Annotated in this window: 24 protein-coding genes; 5 read left to right on the top strand and 19 right to left on the bottom strand. The window is 35.9% G+C overall.

Going from position 1 to position 25,583, the window contains the following annotated elements; translation table 11 throughout:
• Positions 1–4: 4 nt before the first annotated feature.
• From atpH to BC781_RS02270, 15 genes are all read right to left on the bottom strand, one after another.
• Positions 5–547 (bottom strand): ATP synthase F1 subunit delta, encoded by a 543-nt coding sequence (atpH, locus tag BC781_RS02195; RefSeq protein ID WP_109615612.1) that lies wholly within the window; start codon positions 545–547, stop codon positions 5–7.
• 45 nt (positions 548–592) lie between these two features.
• Positions 593–1,090 carry a F0F1 ATP synthase subunit B gene (gene atpF, locus BC781_RS02200; protein WP_109615613.1) on the bottom strand — a complete coding sequence of 166 codons (498 nt, stop codon included), beginning with the start codon at positions 1,088–1,090 and terminating at the stop codon, positions 593–595.
• A gap of 105 nt (positions 1,091–1,195) precedes the next feature.
• Positions 1,196–1,441, bottom strand: coding sequence for an ATP synthase F0 subunit C (gene atpE / locus BC781_RS02205; RefSeq protein ID WP_109615614.1), 246 nt, complete (start codon positions 1,439–1,441; stop codon positions 1,196–1,198).
• A 61-nt stretch (positions 1,442–1,502) separates the two neighbouring features.
• Complete coding sequence (atpB, locus tag BC781_RS02210; RefSeq protein WP_109615615.1) at positions 1,503–2,558, bottom strand: F0F1 ATP synthase subunit A; 1,056 nt, start codon at positions 2,556–2,558, stop codon at positions 1,503–1,505.
• Between the two features lie 630 nt (positions 2,559–3,188).
• Complete coding sequence (locus BC781_RS02220; RefSeq protein WP_109615617.1) at positions 3,189–4,664, bottom strand: VWA domain-containing protein; 1,476 nt, start codon at positions 4,662–4,664, stop codon at positions 3,189–3,191.
• 39 nt (positions 4,665–4,703) lie between these two features.
• Entirely contained in the window at positions 4,704–6,248 is a 1,545-nt protein-coding gene (locus tag BC781_RS02225) for an AAA family ATPase (RefSeq protein ID WP_109615618.1), read from the bottom strand.
• 202 nt (positions 6,249–6,450) lie between these two features.
• Entirely contained in the window at positions 6,451–8,610 is a 2,160-nt protein-coding gene (locus tag BC781_RS02230; protein ID WP_109615619.1) for an FUSC family protein, read from the bottom strand.
• 215 nt (positions 8,611–8,825) lie between these two features.
• A complete protein-coding gene (locus BC781_RS02235) occupies positions 8,826–9,962 on the bottom strand; it encodes a BamA/TamA family outer membrane protein (protein WP_109615620.1) in 1,137 nt (378 codons plus the stop codon).
• Positions 9,963–10,148: 186 nt separating this feature from the next.
• On the bottom strand, positions 10,149–10,400 hold the full coding sequence (locus BC781_RS02240; RefSeq protein ID WP_146201606.1) for a hypothetical protein: 252 nt from the start codon (positions 10,398–10,400) through the stop codon (positions 10,149–10,151).
• Positions 10,401–10,593: 193 nt separating this feature from the next.
• On the bottom strand, positions 10,594–11,121 hold the full coding sequence (locus BC781_RS02245; protein ID WP_109615622.1) for a shikimate kinase: 528 nt from the start codon (positions 11,119–11,121) through the stop codon (positions 10,594–10,596).
• A complete protein-coding gene (locus BC781_RS02250; protein WP_109615623.1) occupies positions 11,114–12,172 on the bottom strand; it encodes an ABC transporter permease in 1,059 nt (352 codons plus the stop codon). Before BC781_RS02250 ends, BC781_RS02245 begins: the two co-directional genes overlap by 8 nt.
• A gap of 126 nt (positions 12,173–12,298) precedes the next feature.
• Positions 12,299–13,027 carry an SDR family NAD(P)-dependent oxidoreductase gene (locus BC781_RS02255; RefSeq protein ID WP_109615624.1) on the bottom strand — a complete coding sequence of 243 codons (729 nt, stop codon included), beginning with the start codon at positions 13,025–13,027 and terminating at the stop codon, positions 12,299–12,301.
• Between the two features lie 13 nt (positions 13,028–13,040).
• A complete protein-coding gene (locus tag BC781_RS02260) occupies positions 13,041–16,361 on the bottom strand; it encodes a DNA translocase FtsK 4TM domain-containing protein (protein ID WP_109615625.1) in 3,321 nt (1,106 codons plus the stop codon).
• A 270-nt stretch (positions 16,362–16,631) separates the two neighbouring features.
• On the bottom strand, positions 16,632–16,922 hold the full coding sequence (locus BC781_RS02265; protein WP_109615626.1) for an iron-sulfur cluster biosynthesis family protein: 291 nt from the start codon (positions 16,920–16,922) through the stop codon (positions 16,632–16,634).
• Between the two features lie 67 nt (positions 16,923–16,989).
• A complete protein-coding gene (locus tag BC781_RS02270) occupies positions 16,990–17,502 on the bottom strand; it encodes a TIGR00725 family protein (protein ID WP_109615627.1) in 513 nt (170 codons plus the stop codon).
• A gap of 143 nt (positions 17,503–17,645) precedes the next feature.
• On the opposite strand from BC781_RS02270, the gene BC781_RS02275 reads away from it, so the two are divergent.
• Complete coding sequence (locus BC781_RS02275) at positions 17,646–18,128, top strand: Mpo1 family 2-hydroxy fatty acid dioxygenase (protein ID WP_109616563.1); 483 nt, start codon at positions 17,646–17,648, stop codon at positions 18,126–18,128.
• A gap of 99 nt (positions 18,129–18,227) precedes the next feature.
• Here the strand turns inward: BC781_RS02275 and BC781_RS02280 are convergent, their stop codons facing one another.
• From BC781_RS02280 to BC781_RS02290, 3 genes are all read right to left on the bottom strand, one after another.
• Positions 18,228–18,770, bottom strand: a complete 543-nt coding sequence (locus BC781_RS02280) for a hypothetical protein (protein WP_109615628.1) — start codon at positions 18,768–18,770, stop codon at positions 18,228–18,230.
• A gap of 148 nt (positions 18,771–18,918) precedes the next feature.
• The gene (locus BC781_RS02285) at positions 18,919–19,122 is read right to left on the bottom strand and encodes a hypothetical protein (protein WP_109615629.1); all 204 of its coding nucleotides are present in this window, start codon (positions 19,120–19,122) and stop codon (positions 18,919–18,921) included.
• A 138-nt stretch (positions 19,123–19,260) separates the two neighbouring features.
• Positions 19,261–20,181 carry a PfkB family carbohydrate kinase gene (locus BC781_RS02290; RefSeq protein ID WP_109615630.1) on the bottom strand — a complete coding sequence of 307 codons (921 nt, stop codon included), beginning with the start codon at positions 20,179–20,181 and terminating at the stop codon, positions 19,261–19,263.
• A gap of 101 nt (positions 20,182–20,282) precedes the next feature.
• On the opposite strand from BC781_RS02290, the gene BC781_RS02295 reads away from it, so the two are divergent.
• The gene (locus tag BC781_RS02295; RefSeq protein WP_109615631.1) at positions 20,283–21,449 is read left to right on the top strand and encodes an arginase family protein; all 1,167 of its coding nucleotides are present in this window, start codon (positions 20,283–20,285) and stop codon (positions 21,447–21,449) included.
• A 54-nt stretch (positions 21,450–21,503) separates the two neighbouring features.
• Here the strand turns inward: BC781_RS02295 and BC781_RS02300 are convergent, their stop codons facing one another.
• The gene (locus BC781_RS02300) at positions 21,504–21,917 is read right to left on the bottom strand and encodes a glyoxalase (protein WP_211323660.1); all 414 of its coding nucleotides are present in this window, start codon (positions 21,915–21,917) and stop codon (positions 21,504–21,506) included.
• Positions 21,918–22,244: 327 nt separating this feature from the next.
• Here BC781_RS02300 and BC781_RS02305 point away from each other — a divergent pair, with 327 nt between their 5' ends.
• The 3 genes from BC781_RS02305 to BC781_RS02315 all read left to right on the top strand — a co-directional run bounded on the left by BC781_RS02305 (position 22,245) and on the right by BC781_RS02315 (position 25,578).
• On the top strand, positions 22,245–23,906 hold the full coding sequence (locus BC781_RS02305) for an ABC transporter ATP-binding protein (protein WP_245935564.1): 1,662 nt from the start codon (positions 22,245–22,247) through the stop codon (positions 23,904–23,906).
• Positions 23,907–24,025: 119 nt separating this feature from the next.
• On the top strand, positions 24,026–25,099 hold the full coding sequence (locus tag BC781_RS02310; RefSeq protein ID WP_109615633.1) for a WD40/YVTN/BNR-like repeat-containing protein: 1,074 nt from the start codon (positions 24,026–24,028) through the stop codon (positions 25,097–25,099).
• Between the two features lie 20 nt (positions 25,100–25,119).
• Positions 25,120–25,578 (top strand): hypothetical protein, encoded by a 459-nt coding sequence (locus BC781_RS02315; protein ID WP_109615634.1) that lies wholly within the window; start codon positions 25,120–25,122, stop codon positions 25,576–25,578.
• Positions 25,579–25,583 lie beyond the last annotated feature (5 nt).

Here is a 25,583-nt window from a genome sequence, read left to right on the forward strand (position 1 = left end):
TTCTTTATACCAGTTGAGCTTTCAATTGGTTTAATTTTGATTTCACAGAGCGATCGATTTTCAAATCATCTCCGATATTCAAAACAAATCCTCCAATTAGCTCTTTATCTACTTCAGTATCCAAAAGGACCTTCTCTTTGCCAGAATACTTTGTTACCATTTGTACAAATGATGACTTCAGTGATTCATTAAGCTCAAAAGGAGTAGAAACTTTAGCAACCTGAATTTCATGCAAAGCATTGTATTCATTGATTACTGCTTCTGAGATTGACAGAAGAATAGCTTCTCTACCTTTAAAACTAACTAGCTTAAGAAAGTCAGCAGAAATTGGATCTAATGTAGCCTTAAAGAGACCTTCTAAAATCTCATTTTTCTTTTCAGAAGAAATGATAGGGTTAGACAGGACTACTCTAAGTTCACGACTTGCTAGCAAGGTATCTTTGACCTCAGTGAAATCTTGTTTTACAACTTCCAATTTCCCTTGGTCTTTCGCCATCGTAATAAGCGACTTTGCATACCTTTGAGCAGCTCTTGTATTAGCACTCATATTCCTAATGACTTAAAAGTTAAACCAAAGAATTTATAGTATGCCTTATCTTACGGCACTTACCTCTTCTACTAGCTCAGCAACAAGTTTTTCCTGAGCAGCATCTGTAGATAACTTCTCATTCAAAATCTTTTCAGCAATAGAAATTGACATTTCTGCCAATTGAGCTTTCACCTCATTCATTGCTGCTTGTCTTTCTGCTACAATTGAAGCATTAGCATTGTCTAAGATCAACTTAGCTTCAGTTTGAGCTTGCTCTTTCGCTTCTTGAACAATTTTATTAGCGTTAGCTTTTGCATCGTTCAAAATCTCTTCACGCTCAGCTCTCGCTTCCTTCTTCATATCCTCAATTGTAGACTTCAAGTCTGTAACTGAAGTACGAGCTTCCTCTGCATCTTTAAGCGCTTTATCGATCGAATCTTCACGATCTCTCAATGCAGCTGAGATTTGAGGAAAAACTTTAAGACCTAAGATGAGAAATACAATCAGGAAAGCTACCGCAGTCCAAAATATCAGACCTACTCCAGGAGTTACGATACTCATTTCTTCTCTATATATGTTTATAAAAAAAACAATTCAAGCTTTAAAGAGAACCTGAGCCTCGGCTACCCCTACAACTCAGGTTCTTGGTACGTCAATCTTTCTCTATTAAAGAGCGATCAACAAACATACTACTACTGCAAAAAGAGTAGCACCCTCAATCAAGGCTGCTGAGATAATCATTGCAGTTTGGATGTTACCTGCGATTTCTGGCTGACGAGCGATAGCTTCAACAGCGTTACCACCGATTTTACCGATACCCATACCAGCACCGATGATTGCAAGACCTGCACCGATAGCAGCACCAAATTGACCTACATTACCAGCCACTTCCATCAAAATAGATAACAACATGTGGATTAAACTTTAAAAGTTGAAAATTAATTAAAATATATAAATATGATCTTTATTCAGATTAATGATGATCTTGTACTGCATCACCTATAAATAATGCTGTTAGCAGCGTGAAAATGTAAGCTTGAAGTGCTGCTACAAAAAGTTCTAGGAAGAACAATGGAACAACGATCAAACCAACAGGAGCTGCAATAGCTGCATTTTGGAAGATGAAAATCATACATATGAATGACAAGATGATGATGTGACCTGCTGTAATGTTTGCAAATAGACGAACCATCAAGGCGAAAGGCTTAGAAAGCACACCAATAAGTTCTACTGCAGGCATCAAAGGAAGAGGAAACTTCAACCACCATGGCACACCAGGAGTATTGAAGATATGTCCCCAGTAATGCTTATTACCACTAAGGTTTACAATCAACATAGTAATAACTGCCATTGTCATTGTAAAGGCAATATTACCAGAAGTATTGGCTGCACCTGGTAGAAGTCCTAACAAGTTGTTTATCCAAATAAAGAAGAATAAACACAACAAATAAGGGAAGTACTTCATGTACTTTTTCTTACCCAAGTTAGGAATAGCAATTTCATCTCTTACGAAAATGATAATTGGCTCAACCAAAGATTGGATTCCTTTTGGAGCTTGTCCTGGACGCTTCTTGTAACCGTTTGCAACAGCACTGAAAACAATCAACATAATAATTACCGAAAGCAACATTGAAGCTGCGTTTTTAGTAATTGACAGATCGATTGGATGTGCTCCACTCAATTCTGTGATGTGTCCATGATCTAATTTATACTCACGATCATCTTTTTTGACAGTGTGTCCATGATCAAAAGCACTAGACATAAAAACATCTAAATTACCATCGGTATAAAGGATAACAGGAAGAGGTATCGACAAGTGATGTTCGTGCCCTTCTTCGTCTTCCCAGTCGGCAAAGTGCCAACTATAATCGTCAATAACGTGGTGGATAATCAGTTCACCCACATTCAATTCTTCCCCTCCGTTATCTTCTCCTGTAGCAGCAGCTTGAGCCGAGTTTAGGCCAAACCAACCGCATAAGGCGATACTAAGGATCCAAATTCTCACCGCAGAAATGTTCAAGTTCTTCATTGGAATCTTTAATCTCTATCAGATTTTTGGCGCAATTTAGAGAATAAGTTAATAATTTCAAACACAGTGAACGAGAAATAGAAAATGAAAAATGCAATCGTAAACTGCAATTTCAAATCTGGAAATTTAAAGAAGTATAAAACGATCACAATCAATGAAAAAAACATTCGAAAGATCATTACTCCCATAAAATAATTTCCCAGCTCAAAGATACCTTGCTTACCTCCAGACATTGTCACAAAGTAAGATATCAACACCAAAAACACGTTAAATCCTAACGATGTAATCACCAAATGTAAGGGCATCTCCGCTATCTCCCACTCTCCGACTAAAAAACTTCCAACCGAAAAAAGTATTGTTAAGACGAATGTCCCAATTAGAAACACTTTGTTTTGTCCTAGCATTATCTCCACCTTTTAAACTTACTACTGCTTTTATTTTTCAGTACAAACTTAAGGCTTTCTTCTTAAGGCATAAAGTAATTCGAGCGTAATTTTCACATTTTTAGTTTAGGAAATGAAATTTTTTGGACTTTTTTTATGCTAAAGAATTGAAAAAAATTCACAAGAATTTAATATTATTTGCTAATGCAGCTTAAAATCAGCTTAATATGAGCTTTTTATCTTTCTTCTATTTTTTGCGTCTTTTCCCCCAATTTTTAAGGTCTTTCACAATTTTCTTCAAATTTTCCTTCTTACCTGGATGATAAAAAATATGTTCATCAAAGGCCGGAAGTAATTTTGCATTGGTTTCATGACCGAAAATAACTTGAAAGAAAAAATGACCTTTATCACGTCGATCTCTAATTTCTAAAGACAGTTTTGGATCAAGCTGTGGCATATCTCCATCCGTCAACAATAAAACATCAGCAGATTTGTACGGTTTCTCAGCTAAAAGGTCTAAGCTTTTACGGATTGCTTTTGAAGTATCTGTTCCTCCTGCAAACGACATTTTTAAAAACTCAATCAATTCTTGTAAGGAATGCTGGAATTGGGTTAACTCTAAAGTTTGAATCTCTTTTGAGAATGAAATCAAAAAACACTTTCTATTCTCCCTCAGTGCAACTTTCAACAAGCCAAAACATAAAACTTTAGCTGTTTTTTCAGCTACACCCCACATAGAAGCACTTGTATCAACACAAATAATTATTGGACCTTTTCTATTTTCATCTCCTTCACCACTTTTTTTCTTCTTTTCGTCTTCTGTCTTTAGCTTATCTTTCCCTGTTAATTGAAAAGTTTGAAGTTTCTTTTCTGCATATTTTTGAAAAAAGATAGTCGAAGTTTTCTCCTCGCTCAACAGTGATAGTTCAATAGGAAGTACATATGACAGTTCATTACTTTCATGCACTCCAACTACTTCTTCTTTTCTTGAATAACTTATTTGGATTTTTTCTTTAACAACACCCTCCAGATCTTTATCCATCAACTCTTGTTCAGCCTTACGATACCTACCCAGAAGATCTGCTAATTCTTGTAATTCACCTTCATTTTCTAATAATTCATCGTAATGCTCCAACACTTTAAAACCAGTATCTCGCCATACACCTTTTGTCTTCCCTACAAGCTTACTGTAAGAATTTGTGAATGGATCTAGCATTTTTTCAAGCTTTAGATATTTCTCAACTTTCTTATTGAGACGCTTCATACGTTCTCTCTTCCCACCCTTATTGCTGTTTTTTTGTTTACCGAAAGTCAATTTTTTCGATAATGAAGACAGCATTCTTGAAACCTTATTTTTCTTTTGATTAGAGTTTTGAGACTTGGAAGATGACGAGCTAAAAGAAGCAGACTTTTTAATTTTAATCTGCTCCTCTAAAAACTTTATAAGGTCTAAAACCACCTCTTTCCTTAAAGCATCATGTTTTTTGAGTTGATCTTGAAGTCCTGGAGTATCCAATACTTCATGAACAATATCATAAAGCCAACTAAAATCTGAGGAATTCGATGTCTGTCGGTGAGTAATATTTTTTCCTTTAGCAACCCGTTCAAGATAAGCACATAAATTCTTTCGTTGTTTCCGACTACCCAAAGTGCCGAAAAGACGAAACATTTCGAGCTTTTCTTCTAAACGTTGGTCTATATCTTGGTCTTTACTTTCAAGCACATTATTTCAATTATCATAAAACAGAATACATAAAAACAATTACGAGCGATATGATGACTTCACCTTCTCGATCTTCAGCTTTCTTTCTAGAACAACTCTTAAAGTCTCATTCAGTGAATCGTGAAATAAATTTTGCGTCTGTTCATTCAAGAATAGACTGCCTACTACTTTCTCACTTGCTCGATAATCTGCAATTTGTTCAGCTACCTCATTTAGATAATTGAGTATTTGATTTGCCTCTTGATCGAATTCGGCCACCTTTTCTTGTGATATTTTTCGAATAACAAATCCTGTACGTTGCTGTTGTGAAGACTTCAGCTTAAACCTTCTATATGTATTATTGATACTCACCTCCACCTCATCGGCTGCGAGCTTACTGATAGAATATTTTTGAGATTGGGAAGATGCATTATAAAGGGACATGGTCGTAATTGCCCCTGATAAAATCTCAAAATCTTCTTTTAAAATGCGGTCAAAAGAACTATCGAAATTGCTAATTCGGTAATATCTCTCATCAAACAGTTCGGGTAAATACGCATTTAGCGTCTTTGCTTCTTTCGTTTCTTCCTCTACTTCTTCTTGAAACTCATCAATTTTATTTTTCAACGCATCAAGACTGAATTTTGTACTAAATCCATATTTTTGAATTGCTTCACCAACCCATCTTGCCACCAAATCCATTTGTACTGGGTTATTCCAAATACAATGCATCATCACAAAACAATCCATCAGATCAACTTCTTTCCGTCCATTTAAGAAAGCAGATGTTCGTATCAGACGAATGATTTTTCGCCATCTCCTATCAGAAACATAGATTATATCGTCATGATTAGCTTTTTGCTGAGACTCGGTATTATATGATTTGATGTACTTTCGGATGACTGAAATGACTTTACGAACTTCTTTGGGAACTTCTATTTCATCAATTAAAGCATCCCAATGTGCCAATTCTTCAACTGAAATTTGAAGATTTTGGTCTAGTTCTATATCCTCAGGAATAGTGGAAGTAATCATATCAAAGAAATGATCATCTTCTTGAATCCCATAAACATAATATCTCAATAAGAAACGATCCCACAACGCTTCGAGTCCTTCACCCCGCGCTGGAAGCTCATTGGACGCAGCAAGAAGACCTTGAAGTTTTACTTTAACTTCTTGTTCTCCATTTCTATAAAGTTTTTCATTGATGACTGTCAATAATGCATTTTGGATAGATGGCCCTGCTTTCCAGATTTCATCTAAAAATACAACAGAAGCTCCAGGCAAGTAATGATCGGTTAGTCTTTCAAACTTATCTTCCTTACTTAACTTGTGAATAGAAACAGGTCCAAATATTTCATCGGGAGTACTGAATCTATTCATTAAGTATTCAAAAGACTTTCCATCTTTGAAAGCATGCTTTAATCTCCTTGCTACCATACTTTTTGCTACACCCGGAGGGCCTAACATAAAAATACTTTCACCCGCAATTGCACTTAAAAAAGCTAACGCAATTACTTCTTCTCTTTCATAAAGACCTACACTCATTTCATTTAAGAGCTGTGAAGTCCTTACTTTTATAGAATTAAATTCGTTTGTAATCATTGTATCAATGCCAACACTTGGTCGTGTCGGGTACTTGGTTAGTAGTCTTTACGGTTACGCTGTTCTTACAGGGAAGAACTACCTTATAACAGATAGTGAGTTAGAGATGTTTAATATGAGTTATGGCATAAGCCGAATATTCCTTCTTTATTCTCCCCTACTACATATCAATATGATACAATTTTTTGATTTTTCAAAACAATTAATCGGTGGTGATTTTCCTCGAGTTCGACAAGAAATTTTGAGATAATTGAATCAAATACTGAAACTGATTCTCCACTAACATCACATCCGTCAAAAGATATTTTGTCTCTGTTTCTATTTGTCCTTCCTGAATTTCTTCAATTCGTTTATTAATCAACTCAGAATTTCTAGTAGATAATTTCTCAAGTTCTTCTATTTGAAAAGAGGTTTCATTTTCTCTAGAATGTGTTGAAATCAGATTCTTTTCTGCTTGGGTTAGAATTTTACTAATCTCTTTTCTCAAGTCTTTAAATTCTGGAAAAAGAAACTGTTGAGGTATCGTTTTACGATAGACAGCCAAAGTAGCTGTGTGTGCTGCAAATTCTTGACTGTAAATCACGAAGGAGTGAATATGTGTTTTATCTTTCTGATATCTTTTAGGCTCTGCCAACATACTTTGAAAAGAATCTACAAGGTTTGCATTTTCTATATATGCTTGCTTTCTCGCTAACTTAAAGTTGTTCTCATTATAGTCTTCACCCGTATAAATCTTCATCACCTCCATCAAATAGCTATGATTGGCTTTCAGAACGGCTTGAAGTTTCGTTTTAGAATTTTTGTATTCCCAATTTGGGAAAATCAAATAATTCGCGATCCATGCTAAAGAAGCCCCAACAAGGTTATCTACAATCCTAATCCATGCAATATCCATATCTCCTCCTTTCGAAAAAGAAAATAGAAGAATGGCATAAGGCGTAATAAACAGCACTCCAAGTCCATAATTAAAACTCAGAAGAGAAAACGTAGCTAGCGTGAAAGCAAACAGTAGTGTAAATGAAATAAATGAATTCGAGATAAATGGAAAAATCAGAAAACTGATTCCACCTCCAAAAATCGTCCCTAATGCTCTTTCAAAAACTCGTTGTTTGGTTGCGCTAAAACTTGGCTTTAGAATTACGACAATAGCCAATAAAGCCCAATACCCTTCTTGAACTCCTAAAAATCGGACAACAACAAAAGCCAAACTCACTGTTGCAGACATTCTGATTGCATGCCTGAAGTATGCAGATTCTAAACTAAGGTTATTCAGTAGTTTCTGTATAGAATAACTTGTAGGTGCGGTAAATGCTGAAAGCGTTAACTCTTTTGGCTGATCAATCTTCAGATCAACTGAAGGGTTACTGTATTTCCCTGTTCTTAGTAGTTTTCGATTAAGCCTAGAGAAGTTTCTAAGAATATTCTTAAGTGCCACTAAATGTCTGAATGGGTAATCTTCTACATGTAACTTAATGAGTTCATCTACTTCAGCTACCAATTCTTGTATTACTTCCTCCTGATCATTCGTACTTTTCCAACGCTCTCCTCTCTGAATATGATAGCCCATTTCTATCATTTGTTCTCCAATGGCATTGAAAACACCTCCAACTTTGCTCATCAAGCTTGAGGGCATTGAGTTATTCAATTCTTCATAGTCATAATGAATCACATTAGCCATCTCATACAGATCGACCACTCGCTTGAGTAGAATGACCATTGATCGACCTAAACGAGTTGTCCCCTGTAAAGCTGACCTTCTATTTAATAATAACTCTCTGACTTTATTCTGTTGCACCGAGACATTTAACTGCTGCTTAATCAGACTATCGGATAAAGAATCCGTAGCACCTACATGCCCGTAAAGTTTTGATTTCAGTTGAATATACTTTCCTGTTTCAAGATATGTAGCAGACAATTCGTTTTGAATCATCTGATAAGGTTTTACGCCCCAAAAAAGTAACGAAATAAAAGAATATCCTATTCCTCCTGCAAGTGTCCAAGAAGCAAAAAGAAAAGCCTCTAATGGTGTCCTTTCTACAGAAAATGAAAATGTAAGTGCAATCATAGTTGCTGTTCCTATCATTGCAGCTCTATTTCCATAGACTGAAATAATAGATAAGAAAAAGCATGCACAGACAATAAACAATAAAAGGGATATAAAATAGGGAGCTAAAAAGCTTCCAATGAAGGTTATCGCAAATACAAAAATATTCGCTACTAGAAGACCATTAAACTTTTCCTTGAAAGTTCCTGGAGAATCGGAAAGACCAAGACACATCGCTCCAACACCTGCTATCACCCCCGTACTGATATCTCCCAAAATAGCACCCAATATGATAGGTACAACTATCGCTATTGTCATTCTTAAACCCGACAATAGATAAGTCTTTCTCAAATATGATTTTAGATTTTTCACTTTCTCCTAATTCCTCTAGGTTATTTATGCTGTAAAACTAGTATATAAACAGTTATTATGGGAAAAATTAAAACAACAGTTCCTTATAATAAATAGAAATAAAAAAGGAAGGTTTTAAAATAACCTTCCTTTCTTTAAAAATAAAGTATGTTTTCTAAACTCTAGAATACTTCTCCAAAGTCAGCATATAAATTTCCTCCATTAGGTCCAAATCCATAATCAACACGAATGTTGGCAGGATCTTTCTTATTGATATTAAAACGAAGTCCTACACCAAAACTTGTTTCAAATCTTGAAGCAGAAATATCACCTAGTGTTTCAGCTACTTGCCCAACTCCAGCAAAAGCTACAGCACCCCATCTACCATAGATGTGTTGTCTCCACTCTGTTTGGAAAGCGATCATGTGATTATCTCTGAACTGACCGTAGTATGTTCCTCTCATCATTAGCTTTCCTCCCATCATCCCTACTTCTCTGAAAGGAGCATCTCCTGTCGTAAACTGCATAAGCGTATGCAATCCTAATACACTTTCACCATTAAAGAATGAGAAATACTTACGTCCATCAATTTTATACTGTCCATAAGTTTGAGTACTTCCGAAGTTTTCACTGTGCCAGTAAGATGATAATTCCAGATAAAAACCTTTAGATGGAGCTAAAACACTATTTCTAGTATCCCAAACCATGACTAAACCTAGACCTAAAGATGCGTTCTTTCCACTCGTATTTTCATCACCCATTCCTAGAATTCTATCGTAGTCTTCAAGAGCTTTAATCTCACTCCATACTTCTGGATCATCAAACCCGACATCCCACATGTTAAAGTATCTAGCTTGTGCACCTACAAAAAGTCCATTACCTAGACCTCTCATAAACGCTTGCTCTACATAAAACATTTTCCATTCCATTAATGCTGCAGAGTCTAATTGCGACTCTCCAAACCCATAAAACTTCTCAGGGAAATCTTTATATGAAATAAAGCCATTAAACATCCACTCTTCTCCAGGAAGAATAAAGTTGTTTTCAGCTCCAATATTCATTTGATTATTGAGCGTATAATTCCCCCACGCTCTATAAAATGATGGTCTTGTCTCTTCTCCTGCATTTGCAAACTTAAACTGTCTCAAAAACAAAGCACCAAATTCTACACTCGTTTCAGGAGTGTATGATGCATAAGGAAAAAAAGTACTTTTTGGCTCATACCCCGTTGTGTCTGTCAAAACTGTATCTGCCTCTTGAGCAAATAAGAATGATAGCGGAAGTAGAAGTAAAAAAAATAAATTAACTAGTCTTTTCATGGTCGTTTCTACATTTGTTCACCTCTTGTATCAAAGCAGTTTGTTTAAAGTCAACTCCTTTCATACGCATACATTTGACAAAAATATTAAACAAATTATAAAAAAAGTTATATTTCTGCATAAAAAAACTCCTAGAAAATCATATTCTAGGAGTTTTTTTCGAAGTTTAAATAAACTTTAAGAGAACTACTCTGCAGATGCTTCAGCAGTTTCTTCAACTTTCACTTCTTCTACGACAGTAGAATCTGCTACTGTAGAGTCAGCCACTGCGACAGCGGTAGAATCAACTACTGCAGAATCAACTGCTGCTACTTCAGCAACAGCTACTTCTTCTGTTGCCTCAGTTGTTGTTTCTTCTTTCTGTGTTTGAGCACACTGATAAAGACTTACTGTCATAAAAAATAAACACGCAATCGGGAAAAGTTGCTTTGTTCTCATGATACCTACTGAAAAAGTTAAAAGTTTGAGGGAAATTGTAATTATTCGTACTGAATTTAACTAGAATAGGACAAAAATCATAACGTTTTGTAATTTTTCTTAATTAAAATTCAATAATTCATCATTTTTTCACCTCATTTAAATCTTATAGAAATAAAAAATGGAAAATCAGGCTAAAAATTTAACCTAGATTTCAAATATCACGATTTAACCACTGATGTACCTCCTCGGCTAACTTTTCAACAGATTTATCTTTTACGAATAAACGGAAGTCTGATTTTGTATAAAAAGGCAGTCTTGCATTGTATTTTTCTTCTAAGGATTTTGAGACTGTCAAAAGGTCTTCTGCGTGACTTAACAATGGACGGGTACCTTTTTGGGATAATACTCTTTCCGCCAACTGCTCAATATCTGCATCAATAAATATTGAAATACCATTATTTTTGATAAAATCCATATTATCAAAAAAACATGGAGCTCCTCCTCCTGTTGCTATGACAGCATTGTCTACAAGATTGTCATGAAGGACTTTCTGTTCTACTTTTCTAAAATAGTCTTCACCTTCGGTCTCAAAAATCTGAGGAATTGTTCTATTTTCTACATTTTCAATCTCTGTATCTAGATCGACAAATGTGTAATTCAATTTTTCTGCTAATGCTTTACCCAAAGTAGATTTCCCACATCCTGGCATTCCTACCAAATATATCCTACGCTTACTCATCTATTCTTACTCTTGGATCTAAAAATGCATATAAAATATCTACGAATATATTTACCAATATAAATATTGTTCCAACCATAATCGTCGCCCCCATCACGATTGGTAAATCCATATTCTCAACAGCTTGAATGGTTTTATAACCGATCCCTTTCCATTTAAAAATGTACTCGATAAAAAATGCTCCTGCCATTAGAGAAGCTAACCAGCCTGTTACTGTAGTCAGTACTGGATTCAAAGCATTTCTTAAAGCATGTACAAATACGACTTTAATAAAACCAAGGCCTTTTGCTCTTGCCGTTCTTATATAATCCTGATTTAAAACTTCAAGTAAAGAGCTTCTTGTCATCTGTGTGATGATTGAAAGCGGTCTTATTCCTAAAGTAATCGCAGGTAAAATAATATTTTGAAGTTTCATCACTTTCTTTCCACTCGGAAGTGTTTCATACAATGAACCTGTCATTGACAAACCTGTAAAATCACCAAAGTAATAGCCGAAAGTAATCGAAATAATAATTGCAGAAACAAAGGTTGGAATTGAAATACCAAAGGTAGATAGAGCCACAAAGAAGTGATCCCAAAAAGAATCTTTATTGAGCGCTGATAAAACGCCGAAGATTACACCCAAAAAAGTAGAGATCAGCATGGCGGCTAGAGATAACAGAATTGTACCTGGAAGATATTCCAACAATACATCTATTACTCGTTTATTGGTTTGAAAAGACTTACCGAGATAAGGTTTTTTCAATACGACCTGTGAATCATTTACCGAGAATAACTTTTGATAGTCATACTTGTATTCATTTTGAGGCGTGTCTTCATAGACACTAATGAAAGATAAATCATTCAAGTAATTTACAAGCTGAACTGAAACAGGTTTGTCTAAGCCTAACTCTTTTCTCATCTCTTCACGCTCAGACATTGTAGTACTGTAACCTGCCATCATAGAAACAGGATCACCTGGGAGCAATTGAAAAAGTGAAAAAACGACTAGAACTATACCTATTAAGACAAAAAAGCTATGTACAAATCTTTTCGCAAGAAATCTAATCATTCTTCTGACAGTATTTACGCTAAGAAAATTAGCTAATCATGGAATTATACCAAAATTAATTCTTTATACACTGTTTCCTAAAAAATAACGCTCTTTATTACAAATAAAATGGAAGAGTAGACAATTCTACTCTCCCATTTTACGAACATCTACATATTCACCACTATCATATTTGAATAAAGATGAAAAGGCCTTATCAAAAACTTGAGCAGCTTCAGCAGGTTTTGGCATCGTAGGTGTATTTCTAGCAGCTTTCAGTCTTTTTGCACTAGGAAACTTTTCCTCATCCAATTCATCACCACACAAATAATCCTGCATTGCAGTATCTACCAAACCGGGAGCAAAAGAATTGAATTGTACTTCTGGATGTTCGGCAGCATAAAGTTTAATGAGCATATTTAAGCTTGCTTTCGATAAAGAATAGGCAGACCACCCTCGATTTCCATTTACACTTGCTCCCGATGAAATTGCTACCACTTGCTTCAAAGCCCTTTCGCTATTCAAGAGTTCATCAAGAATCAATTTATTTGCCCAAACATTCACATCCATCACATTTCGGATTTCAGAAATGGAAGTATCTACCATATCTTTTATTTCTCCGATAATCCCTGCATTCAAAACGGCCAAATCAATTTGATTAACGTTTTCTAGCAAAGATTTCAATTGAAGTGAAACACCTTCCAAATCATTCAAGTCGATTGATTTGAAATGAAAATTTGAGAAAGAAGTAAACTCATCAGGCTGTCTTCTACTCAATGCATAAACTTCAGCACCTTCTTCTAGGTAATGTTTTGTCAAACCATAACCAATACCCGAACTACAACCTGTGATAAATACAACTCTTTTATTACTCATTCTATTTTTGAAATTATAAATCTTCTAATAATTGATTGAAAGTAAATTCATCTGGAATCAGGACTTGTCTTGCTTTACTTCCTTCGTTTGGTCCCACAATACCTGCAGCTTCCAACTGATCCATGATTCGACCGGCACGGTTATACCCCAGACTCAGTTTACGTTGAATCAAAGATGTACTTCCTTGTTGAGTTAGAATAATCAATCGAGCGGCATCTTCAAAAAGAGCATCTCGTTCTCTCATATCAAGACCTGCTACTCCTCCAGAACTTTTTTGTTCTTCCTCAAACTCTGGGAGTAAATAAGCGGTATCGTATCCTTTCTGCTCGCCAATAAAATCGCATAACCCTTCTACTTCTTCCGTATCAATGAAAGCACATTGCAATCTGGTCATTTCATTTCCAGAATAATAAAGCATATCTCCCATTCCCACTAGTTGCTCTGCTCCTGGATTATCCAAGATTGTTCTCGAGTCAATTTTAGAACTTACTCTAAATGATAAACGAGCAGGGAAATTCGCTTTAATTTTACCTGTAATAACATCCACAGAAGGTCTTTGCGTGGCTACAACCAAATGAATTCCGATAGCTCGAGCTAATTGTGCTAAACGTGCAATTGGTAATTCAATGTCTTTGTCTGCCGTCATCATTAAATCTGCCAACTCATCGATGAATAGAACTATAAACGGTAAATATCTATGCCCTTTATTCGGATTCAGTCTTCTATCTTGGAATTTCTTATTGTATTCCTTAAGGTTTCTACACTTGGCATTTTTTAGTAAGTCATACCTCGAATCCATTTCACGACAAAGTGAATTCAAAACATGAATGGCTTGAGAAGTATCTGTAATAATCGCCTCTTCTGCATCAGGTAAACTCGCCAAGAACTGCTTCTCGATCTTATTAAAAATAGATAGTTCTACTTTTTTAGGATCGATCATCACAAACTTCAATTCAGAAGGATGCTTTTTATAAAGCAGCGATGCCAACAGCACATTTATACCCACAGATTTACCTTGACCTGTCGCCCCTGCCATTAAGAGGTGAGGCATTTTAGCCAAATCTGCAATATAAACTTCATTTGAAATGGTACGTCCTAGGGCTACTGGAAGACTCATATCGTTCTCCATAAACTTTGAAGTAGCCAATACCGAACGAATAGAAACCATTTTTCTATTTTTATTAGGAACTTCAATTCCAATCGTTCCTTTTCCTGGGATTGGTGCAATAATTCTAATCCCAATTGCAGCCAAACTCAAGGCGATATCATCTTCTAGGCTCTTAATCTTAGATACTTTAACTCCTCGCTCGGGAACAATTTCATACAAGGTCACTGTAGGGCCAATAACTGCAGAAATCGTATCTACCTCTATTTTGAAGTGGTGCAAAGTCTGCATGATTCGCATCTTGTTTTCCTCTAGCTCATCTTCAGATACATCAATATCTTCAATAGCAGTATCATGCAATAAATCAATATCTGGATATTTATAATGAGGTAAGTCTAAATGAGGATCGTAGTAACTTGAATCTTCAATAATCAACTGCTCGCCTTGATGTAACGAACTCACATCAGCTCGATCAACATCATCTGTATGCTGTACTGACATGGTAGATTTAGACACTACTTTTTCTTCAACCTCTTCATATTCGACCTCAAGTTCTGCGGGTTCTTCCTCTTCAACCTGTTGCTGTGGTTGAGGTATTTGAGGAACTTGAGAAGGAACCACAGCTGTAGTTTTCACTACTTCTTGCACAGGCTTCGGCTCTTCGGCCAATGGCTTAGGCTCCTCTTTTTGAAATTCAGGTTCTTCTGAAACAGGCATCAATCCATGACTCTGTATTTCTACCTTTTCAGCTTTTCGTTCAATTGTATCTGTTTTTTCTTCTTGAACTTTCGGGGTAGTTACAACTTTTTCTTCCTCAGCTTCAGGATACGGCAGTTGTTCTTTAGAAATCAAAACTTCAGGCTCTGGCAATGCCACCACTTCTGGTACAAAATCCGAAGCTTTTTCATCTTTCTCAGCAACTGTATTCTTTTCCTCAGTTGTATCTTTTCTATAATCTAATGGCTCATCTGGAACATTTGTTCGTAAAGCTTGATGATACAATGACTTCTGAGGTTCTGCCTTTTTCTCTTCTTTCTTTACAACTTCTAATTTAGGCTTGAATGGAATTACCTTTGGTTCTGGTAAAACTTCTTTCTTTTCCGTTTTTATAGGCTTTGGTTCCTCTTTTTGAACAGGCTCTTGATATGTAGTTTTTGGCTCTATTACCTCTTTTCTTACTTCTGTAGGTTTTGATTCAATTATAGGTTCTTCCTCAATCGATGTTGATACTACTTGTTGAGCAATTGTATCTTTTGGTTCATCCTCAACTATCTGTTCCTCTTCTTTTATTACTGTCTCCCAATTGTCTTCATCATCGAAAGCAGCTACAGATTCAGAATAATCATCCTCAACAAAATCGTTTTGAGGCTCAGAAAATTGATTCCCAAAATCATTCTGTTGTTCTTGAATTCCTTGATTATGAAATTGAGTATTATTATAGGTTTCTTCTTCAAACTCTTCAGAATATTCTTCGTTTGAAATTTCTTCTTTCTTTTGAAAACGCGCTAAATAAGGCTCAATCTGCTCACGTAGTTGATCCACCCACTGAAAAAGTGTTTCTAGACTTACAATATTCACGACAAAAATACAGAGCGAGACAATCAGTACGATAATCGTACCTCCTCCGAATGCATTATTTAGAGCTTCGGCACAAGCTAGACCAACTCCACCACACATAAATGCAAGTGTTGAAGGCTCATCACTACCCGCCACAATGTACCCTAGCAGAAGACTAATCCATGCCGTAAAGAAAAAAGTATAGACAAATATAGTATTGAAATCTACTAATCGTTTTTTAGAAATTAACTCGTAGCCTGTGGTAAAGAAAATAGGAACGATTAACAATGATGGTACTCCAATCAAATGATAAATAAAGAAATGGGCAATCCCTGCCCCTGCTATACCCAACCAGTTTTCTACTTTCTCTGTAGGAGAAAATATATCTTTAAACTGCATTGCTTCTACCACGCTCTGATCTGCCATTCCCGAGAAAAGATAGGAGATCAAAGACAAAAACATGAACAGTGATATTCCGATTAAGAATATCCCCAAACTCATTTGTAGTTTATAGCTCTGTAAAAAAGATTCAAACTTGAAGTCACTCTTCTTATCTTCCAATACTTCTTGTTCTTCTTCACGCGCTTCAAGTGGAGCGTTTCCTACATTCCTTGGTTGATTTTTAGCTGCTGCCCTATATGTATTCCTTCTGTAATTTGAGCCCTTTTCCATATGGAGTATTAAGGTTTTAGTTCTTTCTACCCTAAAAAATGAAAGCCTCAGATGTTAAGTAAGTGCTTTCCAAGCAGAAATATGTATTCGAGATTATTTGATTTTGTTACAGTTCTAAATTTAAAAATTTAAATATTAATCTGTACCATTTTTACATTATTCATTGAAAATACAATTTCGGTTCACTTAAGAATTCTTCAGTTTAGGGCATAAAAAAAGGTGTCTTGCCTGAATACAAAACACCTTCCTAAAACTTATAGGAATTAAATTTTAGTGACTTCCACAAGTTTTCCCCGCACCAATCACAATTGAGAAACCTTCTGCTACATAATCCATACTTGCAGTTTGTAAAGCTTCTACGACTTCCTTCTCATAATACAAATTGAAGCCTTCATAATTTTCTACATGATCGCCTTCAGAAGCTTCTTTTACCATAATCATTTGGAATGATGGATCGCCATTAACTTCGCCTGCATAAAAAATACGCATACCCGTCCATCCAAACTTATTATTTTCTAATATCTTCTTTAGCGCTTTTTGCGCAAATCCTGTAATCTCCATAACATCAAAATTTTCTCAAATCTATAAAAAGCTGAGCGAATGTTCCCTTAATAAGTGAAAACTTAAATCAACTAAAAACATTACTTTGTAAAATATTCATAATCTCTTCAATACTTTTAGCCTCAAAGATAGGTGTAGCTCTTCTGTTATCAATTTGTTCTCCTGCCAACTTTTCAGCCCAACCACCTTCTTGTGTATACGCAATTATATTTTTTCCTAACTGCCATGCAAAAGCCATTTCTGAAAGAGTCCCTGCTCCTCCACCTAAAGCAATTACGATGTCAGCGGTATTCACTACTATAAAATTACGGGCAATCCCAATCCCTGTAGGAATCACAATATCACAATACGGATTTGCATCTTCTTTATCAGAACTCGGTAAAATACCAATAGAAAAAGGAGAAATAACATTCTTCCCACCTTTACAGACAGCTTCCATCACTCCTCCTTTTCCTCCACAGACAACCATCAAATTAGCTTTCGCTAGCTCTTCTCCTAGCTGATAAGCAAACTGATACAAGACTTCAGAACAAAGATTAGCATTAGGCCCTATCACCCCTACAATTTTTGGTTTAGTCATTTTTAATTGATTAGAATCTATTGGTTTTATTAAATGAAGAAACTGAAAATTTCTGTAAGATTTTGCACTTATGGAAGAAAGCTTGTAATATAAGTGTAGTAAATACAGAAATTACTAATTCAATTATCAAAAACGATACTATTATGAAATCAATGCAACAATGGCTAGATGAATATGGAGAAAGCCATAAAAATCCGACGAATAAATTGATTCATTGGATTTGTGTACCAGCCATCTTTTTTTGTGTATTGGCACTCTTTTCTGAAATTCCATCAGATATGTTAAAGAACTTATTTCCTGCTGCATATCAACCCTACATCCACTGGGGAACAGTAGTTGTTATTTTAGGTCTCTTATTTTATTTGAGAATTTCTGTAACAATGTTTTTAGGAATGGCGGCTGTATCAAGCCTTTGTCTTTATGGAATTAAAGTCCTAAATGTATGGGGAGTTATTCCTGTTTGGCAAATTGCACTGATCGTATTTGTTGCAGCTTGGATTGGTCAATTCTACGGACATAAAGTGGAAGGAAAAAAACCTTCATTCTTCAAAGACTTGCAATTTCTGATGATTGGTCCAGCTTGGTTATTGGGCTTCATCTACAAGAAAATAGGAATAAGCTACTAAACTGAAAAGCTCAGTTTGTACGACTTACCAACACAACAAAGGAGAATTTCTGTCAAAGACTGAAATTCTCCTTCACGTATCGGGTATTGTATTATATCTCTATCTTTTCTGCCAGCTAATGTTTCCTGTTACGCCTGTTATAGGGTAACCATTCTGCAAATACATCATATTGGACTGTCTCCAAAGATAATGCGACTTGATGAAAAATCTATAATTTCTCGGTGGCTCTGCACTTCCCCAATCCGTTGACTGATGCTCCAGTATACCTTTTCCTTTCTTAATAACATTTACATCATACAGTCCCGCATTCCACGGACTCTGCGCCAATTCCCGAGATGCTTCATTCATCGCCTTTGAAGAGACACTCTCTTTATTATTAAAATCAAAATCGCTTACAGTTTCACCTGTAACTTCATTCCACTCTCTTGGAATGCCTACTTTCGGAAGCCACTTTTCATTACTATTATTTAAATTGATATTACTACTTTTGCTCAAATAGGATTTGCTTGTCTGATTTACCTTACTCGATTCACTCTTTTTATTCAGACTAATATATGATCCACGTGTTTTACCTACTTCTTGAGCTTGTGCACTTCCAATTACAAATAATACAGAAACAAATAGCCCTAAGAGATACTTCATATAGCAGATTAAGTAAATTGTTTTAGCATACTGTACCTATATTAACCAATATTGATAAAATTGAGTTCGTGCTAAAAACTATAAATCTCAGCTATGTAATTTGAAGATTTCTTTGGGCAAAAAAAGTGTTCTTAAAGGTCTATTTAAGCTATTTTTTATCCGATTTCTGGAACCATTTCGAACCTATTCCAATCACATATCCTACTACCGCACCCATTAAGAAACCTGCTACATTTCCTAACAATGAATATGCTACGTATAACCCTACTGCGCCTACACCAACTTTCCACCAGATACTTTTAGGAATCATCGGTTTCTTATCATCTACTCCTGTATATTTATTAGGCTCCATGTTTATCTTTTTTTAAATAAGAAAATTATTGAGAAAATAAGATAACTATAATGCTTAGGACATGCCAAGAACTGGGCAATAAAAAAGTCCTTAAGGTTTCCACCTCAAAGACTTCTCATATTACTTAATTGGCAAAATTTAGAATGAACCTTCTAACTGTACCAAATCTCTGAATTGCTGAACACGATCTTTGATCTCATTTTCAGTCAAGTTCTCCAAACGCTCAGTTCCGAATTTCTCAACACAGAATGACGCCATAGCAGAACCATAGATCACAGCTCTTTTCATATTCTCGAAAGAAGTATCGTCAGAGTGTGCCAAGTAGCCGATAAAACCACCTGCAAATGTATCACCTGCGCCTGTTGGATCAAACACTTCTTCCAATGGCAACGCTGGTGCAAAGAACACTTGATCATTATTGAAAAGTAAAGCACCATGCTCTCCTTTCTTGATGATCAAATATTTTGGTCCCATTGCCAAAATCTTCTTAGCCGCTTTTACCAAAGAATACTCTCCAGATAACTGACGAGCTTCTTCATCATTGATTGAAAGAACATCTACCATACCGATAGTCTCAATCAATTCTTCTAGAGCCGTATCCATCCAGAAGTTCATTGTATCCATTACAATCAACTTAGGACGTTTCTCCAAACGCTCAATGACAGATTTTTGTACTGCAGGAGTCAAGTTTCCTAACATTACGTAATCTGCACCTTGATAAGCTTCTGGGATTACAGGATCGAAATCTGCCAATACATTAAGCTCTGTAGCCAATGTATCACGAGAGTTCATGTCATTGTGATAACGTCCACTCCAGAAGAAAGACTTCTCCCCTTCTTTCACTTGTAAACCTTCTGTACGAATGTTTTTCTCATGGAACATATCAATATATTCCTTAGAAAAATCGTCACCAACTACAGCCACGATATCTACAGGTTTCACATAATAAGATGCTGCCAAAGCAATGTATGTAGCAGCTCCACCAACTATTTTATCAGTCTTGCCGAAAGGCGTCTCGATAGCATCATAAGCTACCGTTCCTACGGTTATAATACTCATATTTCAAATTTGATACTCGGGTAAATATAGTTAATTTGAAGTTTTATAGAGGAGACATTAAGATAAGTCGTCTACTTTTTCACATTAAAGATGTAAACTAAATGAATTTTTGGGAAAAACTAACACCCTATTCGGTTAAACAAGCACTTTTCACACACGATCAATTCGGAAGTCAAGTCCTTTTTCCAAAAAGTGAAGAAGAACTAAAAGATGTAGATGTTGCACTATTAGGAGTGGAGGAATATCGAGGAAGAGGTAATCAAAAAAGATTAGCCTCTCATGCTATGGAAAGAATAAGACAAAAGATTTATTCTTTGCAAAAATCTACAGCTCCCATTCAAGTAGCCGATCTCGGTAATCTTGAAATAGGAGAAGAACTCAGTGACACTTATCAATCTCTTACCACTGTTTGTGAAGAGCTTTTCAAAAGGAATATTTTTCCAATCATTATAGGAGGAAGTCAAGATCTTACTTTACCCTTGAGTAAATCCTTGATGCATTCGCTAGATGCTTCTATTAGTATCTTAGGAATAGATAATTCTCTCAATGGGAATAAGGATGATGTTCTCAATAAATCTTTTCTTAATCACATTCTTGATTGGGAAGGTGAAGAATACATCGACTACCATCATATTGGCTACCAAAGGTATATCACCCAACTCGAAATGATGGAAAAAGTGAGAGCTAGACAGGGTGAACTTCTTAGTATCGGAATGTTTAGGGATGAAAAAGAAGAAGTAGAGCCTCTGATTCGTAGTTGTGAATTTATCAGCTTCGATCTATCTGCTATCAAGAAAATGGAAGGTGGGGCTAGTCCATACAGCAATTTATTTGGTTTTAAAGCCGAAGAAGCTTGTCAACTCTGCTGGTATGCAGGCATGAGTGATAAACTTAAAATGATGGGCTTTTTTGAATATGATCAAGCCTTTGACATTAACGACACTGGGATTGATGCTCTTGCCGTCATGACATGGTACCTCATTGAAGGTCTAGCGCATCGAAAAATAGAACCTAGTTTTTCATCATCAAGACACAAGCAGTTTCTCGTTCCTGTTGACAGTTCTAGCGATCATATGCTTATCTTTTACCAAAGCATGACTTCTGGAAAATGGTGGATGGAAGTAAAAGACGAAGATGATTTATCTGAAGCAGGGAAATGTAGAAAGTCGATTGTTCCTTGTAGTCATAAAGATTATTCTATGGCAGTAAATGGCAAATTACCACCTAGATGGTTGCGTGCTGTCCAACGTTTGAAAGCATCAAAATAATTCAAAAGAGACATGATCAGTTCTTGAAAATGTCTCTTTTTCTCAAATTAGTTATTATTTAACAAACTCTTCACGACTACTTCGTAGTCGCTCTTTCAATAAATTGGTGATGCGTTTATTAATTTCAGAATTATTCGAAATATAGAAACTGTACTCTTCCATAGTAAAATGCCCTATAATTAGCCCTTTCAAATGGCTTCTGAAGGCTATATCTTTTGCAAAAGTGTTCTCTAAATATTCATTAAAAATCTTTTCTGACAAATGATAAACTACATGTTTCTTCTTTTCTAGATAATCTTGAAAAACAGCAATTAATAAGCTATGCTGCATTTTCGCGATTGGACGTAAAGTTTTATTCTGAAATTGCTCCGCTTCCGTCATGTTGCTCCGTACTACCGCTCTAGGTATTTCTGGACGGATACTTTCTCTTTGATCTAACATTAGAATTTCAATAAATAGATCGCTCACTTCCTGTATAACTCTAGAGAGACTAGAGCTGTTCTGAACTTAGCTTGTTTTTGTTTATTTAAACGAGGGTTTTTATTCAACAAAAAAAAGATCAATTGGTTTCGAAAATAAGACAAAACTGACAAAATACATCTTCTTACATCTCAACTTAAATCTTATAAAATAGTGGCACAACGTACTTTTAGCCCCCAAAAAATAAATTTTAAAGAAAGTCTATACTCACTAAAATTCATTCCCAGATTTTTTCAAGAGATTAGATCTGTCAACCCTCTTTTGTTCTACCTAAATATAACAGGACGACTCATCAGTGCTTTACTTCCTTTACTTATGCTTTGGGTTGGAAAAATCATTATTGACGAAGTCGTTTTACAGATAGATGCCATAAATAAAGACCTAAGCTTTCTATGGTGGTTAGTGGGTGCCGAATTTGGTTTAGCTGTTGCTTCAGACCTTCTGAGTAGAGGTATCAACCTAACAGACTCGCTTCTTGGCGATCAATACTCTATAGATTCCTCAGTGAAAATCATCAAGAAGACTGCCGAACTAAATCTAGATCAGCTCGAAGATGCAGACTTCTATGACAAACTCGAAAGAGCGAGAAGACAAACAGCAGGACGAGTAACACTTATGTCAAATGTACTTTCTCAAGTTCAAGACATTATCGTTGTCATTTCATTGTTAGTGGGTGTCGTTTCTTTTGAACCATGGCTGATTCTTCTCTTAGTCGTTTCTATTGCTCCTACAATAATGAATGAAATCAAGTTTAACGGAACAAGTTATTCTTTGGCGAGAAGCTGGACACAAGAAAGAAGAGAACTAGATTATCTCAGATACGCTGGCGCGAGTGATGTCACAGCCAAAGAAGTTAAACTTTTCGGACTGTCAGATTATATAGCTGACCGATTCAAGATTCTTTCCCATAAATACTTCTTGGAAAGTAAAGACCTCGCTCAAAAAAGAGCTTTGTGGGGTTCCTTTTTCAATATCATCAGTAGTGCTGCTTACTATATTGCATACGTTCTTATTGTTTTCAATACGATTGGAGGAATCTTTTCACTCGGAGACCTCACATTTCTTTCGGGCTCTTTCAACCGACTAAGAACGAAATTGCAAGGCTTTTTTACCCGATTCACATCCATCACAGACAAAGCCCTCTACCTCAATGACTATTTCGAGTTTCTTGATCTGAAATCTGAAAATGAAGAAACAGAGAAACTTCCTATGCCTAAAATGATCGAGAAGGGTTTTGAATTTAGAGGTGTAGGCTTTAAATATCCTCAATCAGAGAATTGGGTTGTTAGAAATATCAATTTTGAATTGAAAGCAGGTGAAAAACTTGCCTTTGTAGGTGAAAATGGAGCGGGGAAAACTACGCTGACAAAACTCCTACTACGATTCTACGAACCTACTGAAGGAGAAATTCTTTTAGATGGCATTCCTGTCGATCAGTTTAACCTTACCGACTACCAAACTTATTTCGGAGTCATCTTCCAAGATTTTGTAAAGTTTGAACTTACTGTAAGAGAAAATGTAGCTGTAGGTGAAATCAATCAGATCCTCAATCAATCAAAAATTGATGAAGTAGCACAAAAAAGCTTGGCAAATACCGTTGTTGAAAAACTACCAATGGGCTATGATCAACCTTTAGGTAGAAGATTCAAAAAAGGGAAAGAACTTTCGGGAGGTGAATGGCAAAAAATCGCCATGGCTAGAGCTTACATGAAAGATGCAGAAGTCCTGATTCTTGATGAACCAACATCTGCCTTAGATGCTAGAGCAGAAACAGAAACCTTCAATAGATTCATCAATCTAACAAAAGGGAAAACGGCAGTCATCATCTCTCACAGATTCAGTACCGTAAGAATTGCAGACCGAATTATGGTCTTGAAAAATGGAACGGTTGAAGAAATTGGCTCACATGATGAGTTAATGGAAAATGATGCATTATATGCAGAACTATTCAATCTACAGGCGATCGGGTATCAGTAATCAAAGTCAGATACCATACAATTCTTCATCCCCGATTATAGCTATTCATTCATAAATACCTTTGAAAAATGCTTTTCTATATTTAATTAGGGAAGCATTTTTTTAAACCAATTCAAAAGATGAAAACTAAAAACAAATTACTTTTCCTTTCAATTACCTTATTCACTTTACTCCAAAGTTGTCAGAAAAAAACAGAGGAGCACACTCAAGATGAAACAAGAGGATGGACGGTTCTTCACGAAGAAAAAGGTTTGCACTTAAGAGGATTGAGTCCTATTTCTGAAAATGTAGCATGGGCTAGCGGTGTAAACGGCTCAATCTTAAGAACCGCTGATGGTGGTAAAACTTGGGAAAAATTCAGTGTAAATGGAGCAGATTCTTTAGATTTCAGAGATATAGAAGCATTTGACGATCAGACCGCAATAGCTATAACAGCAGGTAGCCCTGCCAAAATATATAAAACTACGAATGCAGGTAAAGAATGGGCTTTAAGCTATTTAAATGAAGATAGAGCTATTTTCATGGATGCGATGGGATTTTGGGATAATCAGAATGGAATCGCATTTGGCGACCCTATGAATGGACATTTGAAAATCATAACTACTGCAGATGGTGGAAAAACATGGACAGACATTCCTTCAGAAAACATCCCTCAAGCAAATGAAATGGAAGGCGGATTTGCTGCTAGTGGTAGCTGCCTTGTCGTAGAAGGTGACAGTAATGTTTGGATAGGAACTGGTGGTGCAGAAGCTAGAGTCTACTTCTCTACAAACAGAGGAAAGACTTGGACGATCACTAATACCCCAATTCGATCTGGAATAGGTTCTTCGGGAATTTACACTTTGACAATGCAAGATCAATTGAACGGTGTAGCAATGGGAGGAGATTATACAATGCCAGATAGCACAAAAGCAATTGCAGCTTACACAAACGATGGAGGAAAAACATGGCAGAAATCAAATGACGTTCCTTCGGGCTACCGATCATGTGTTATCGCTTTGAAAGCTAAAAAAGGAACTTACCTTTCAATTAGTAAAACAGGAATGGATATTTCAACGGATAATGGTTTAAATTGGGTCAATGTCGATTCTGTAGGTTTTTATACCCTTTACCAAGCCAAAGAAGATCAAAGCCTTTGGGCATCAGGAAGCCACGGACGAATTGGAAAGTGGCATGGAAAACTTAGCAAATAAAATACTTAACCATTTTTGTAATGAACAATTTCATCAAACTTAGCCTTTTACTTCTCTTGAGCTTACAAGCATGTACAGACCTTTCTGTTAATTGCAATGATGTATCATGCGATACCCCTCCTTCTCCTTTCTATTTTGAATTGATAAATGAAGGCACTGATACTAATTTATTAAACAATGACACCATCTTTGCTCAAAGCATACAAATCATTGATTTAGCTGACAGTTCAGAAGTTGAGTTCTACATATTCAGATATACCTCCGACTCATACTTAGAAGTTCCTATTAGTTTTGACGATCGTAGTTATGACTATGAAATCAAATCAGATAGTACAACATTATTTACCTTTCAAGTAGATACCAAAAGAGTAAATATCAAATGCTGCGAAGTAACTGAGTACACAAACTTCGCCATTGGAAATGCTTCATGGGAGTTTAATAACAACGGTAGTTATCGCATTTTTGTAGATCAAGATTAATAAAT

This window comes from Sediminitomix flava (assembly GCF_003149185.1).
GTDB classification, from domain to species: Bacteria; Bacteroidota; Bacteroidia; order Cytophagales; family Flammeovirgaceae; genus Sediminitomix; species Sediminitomix flava.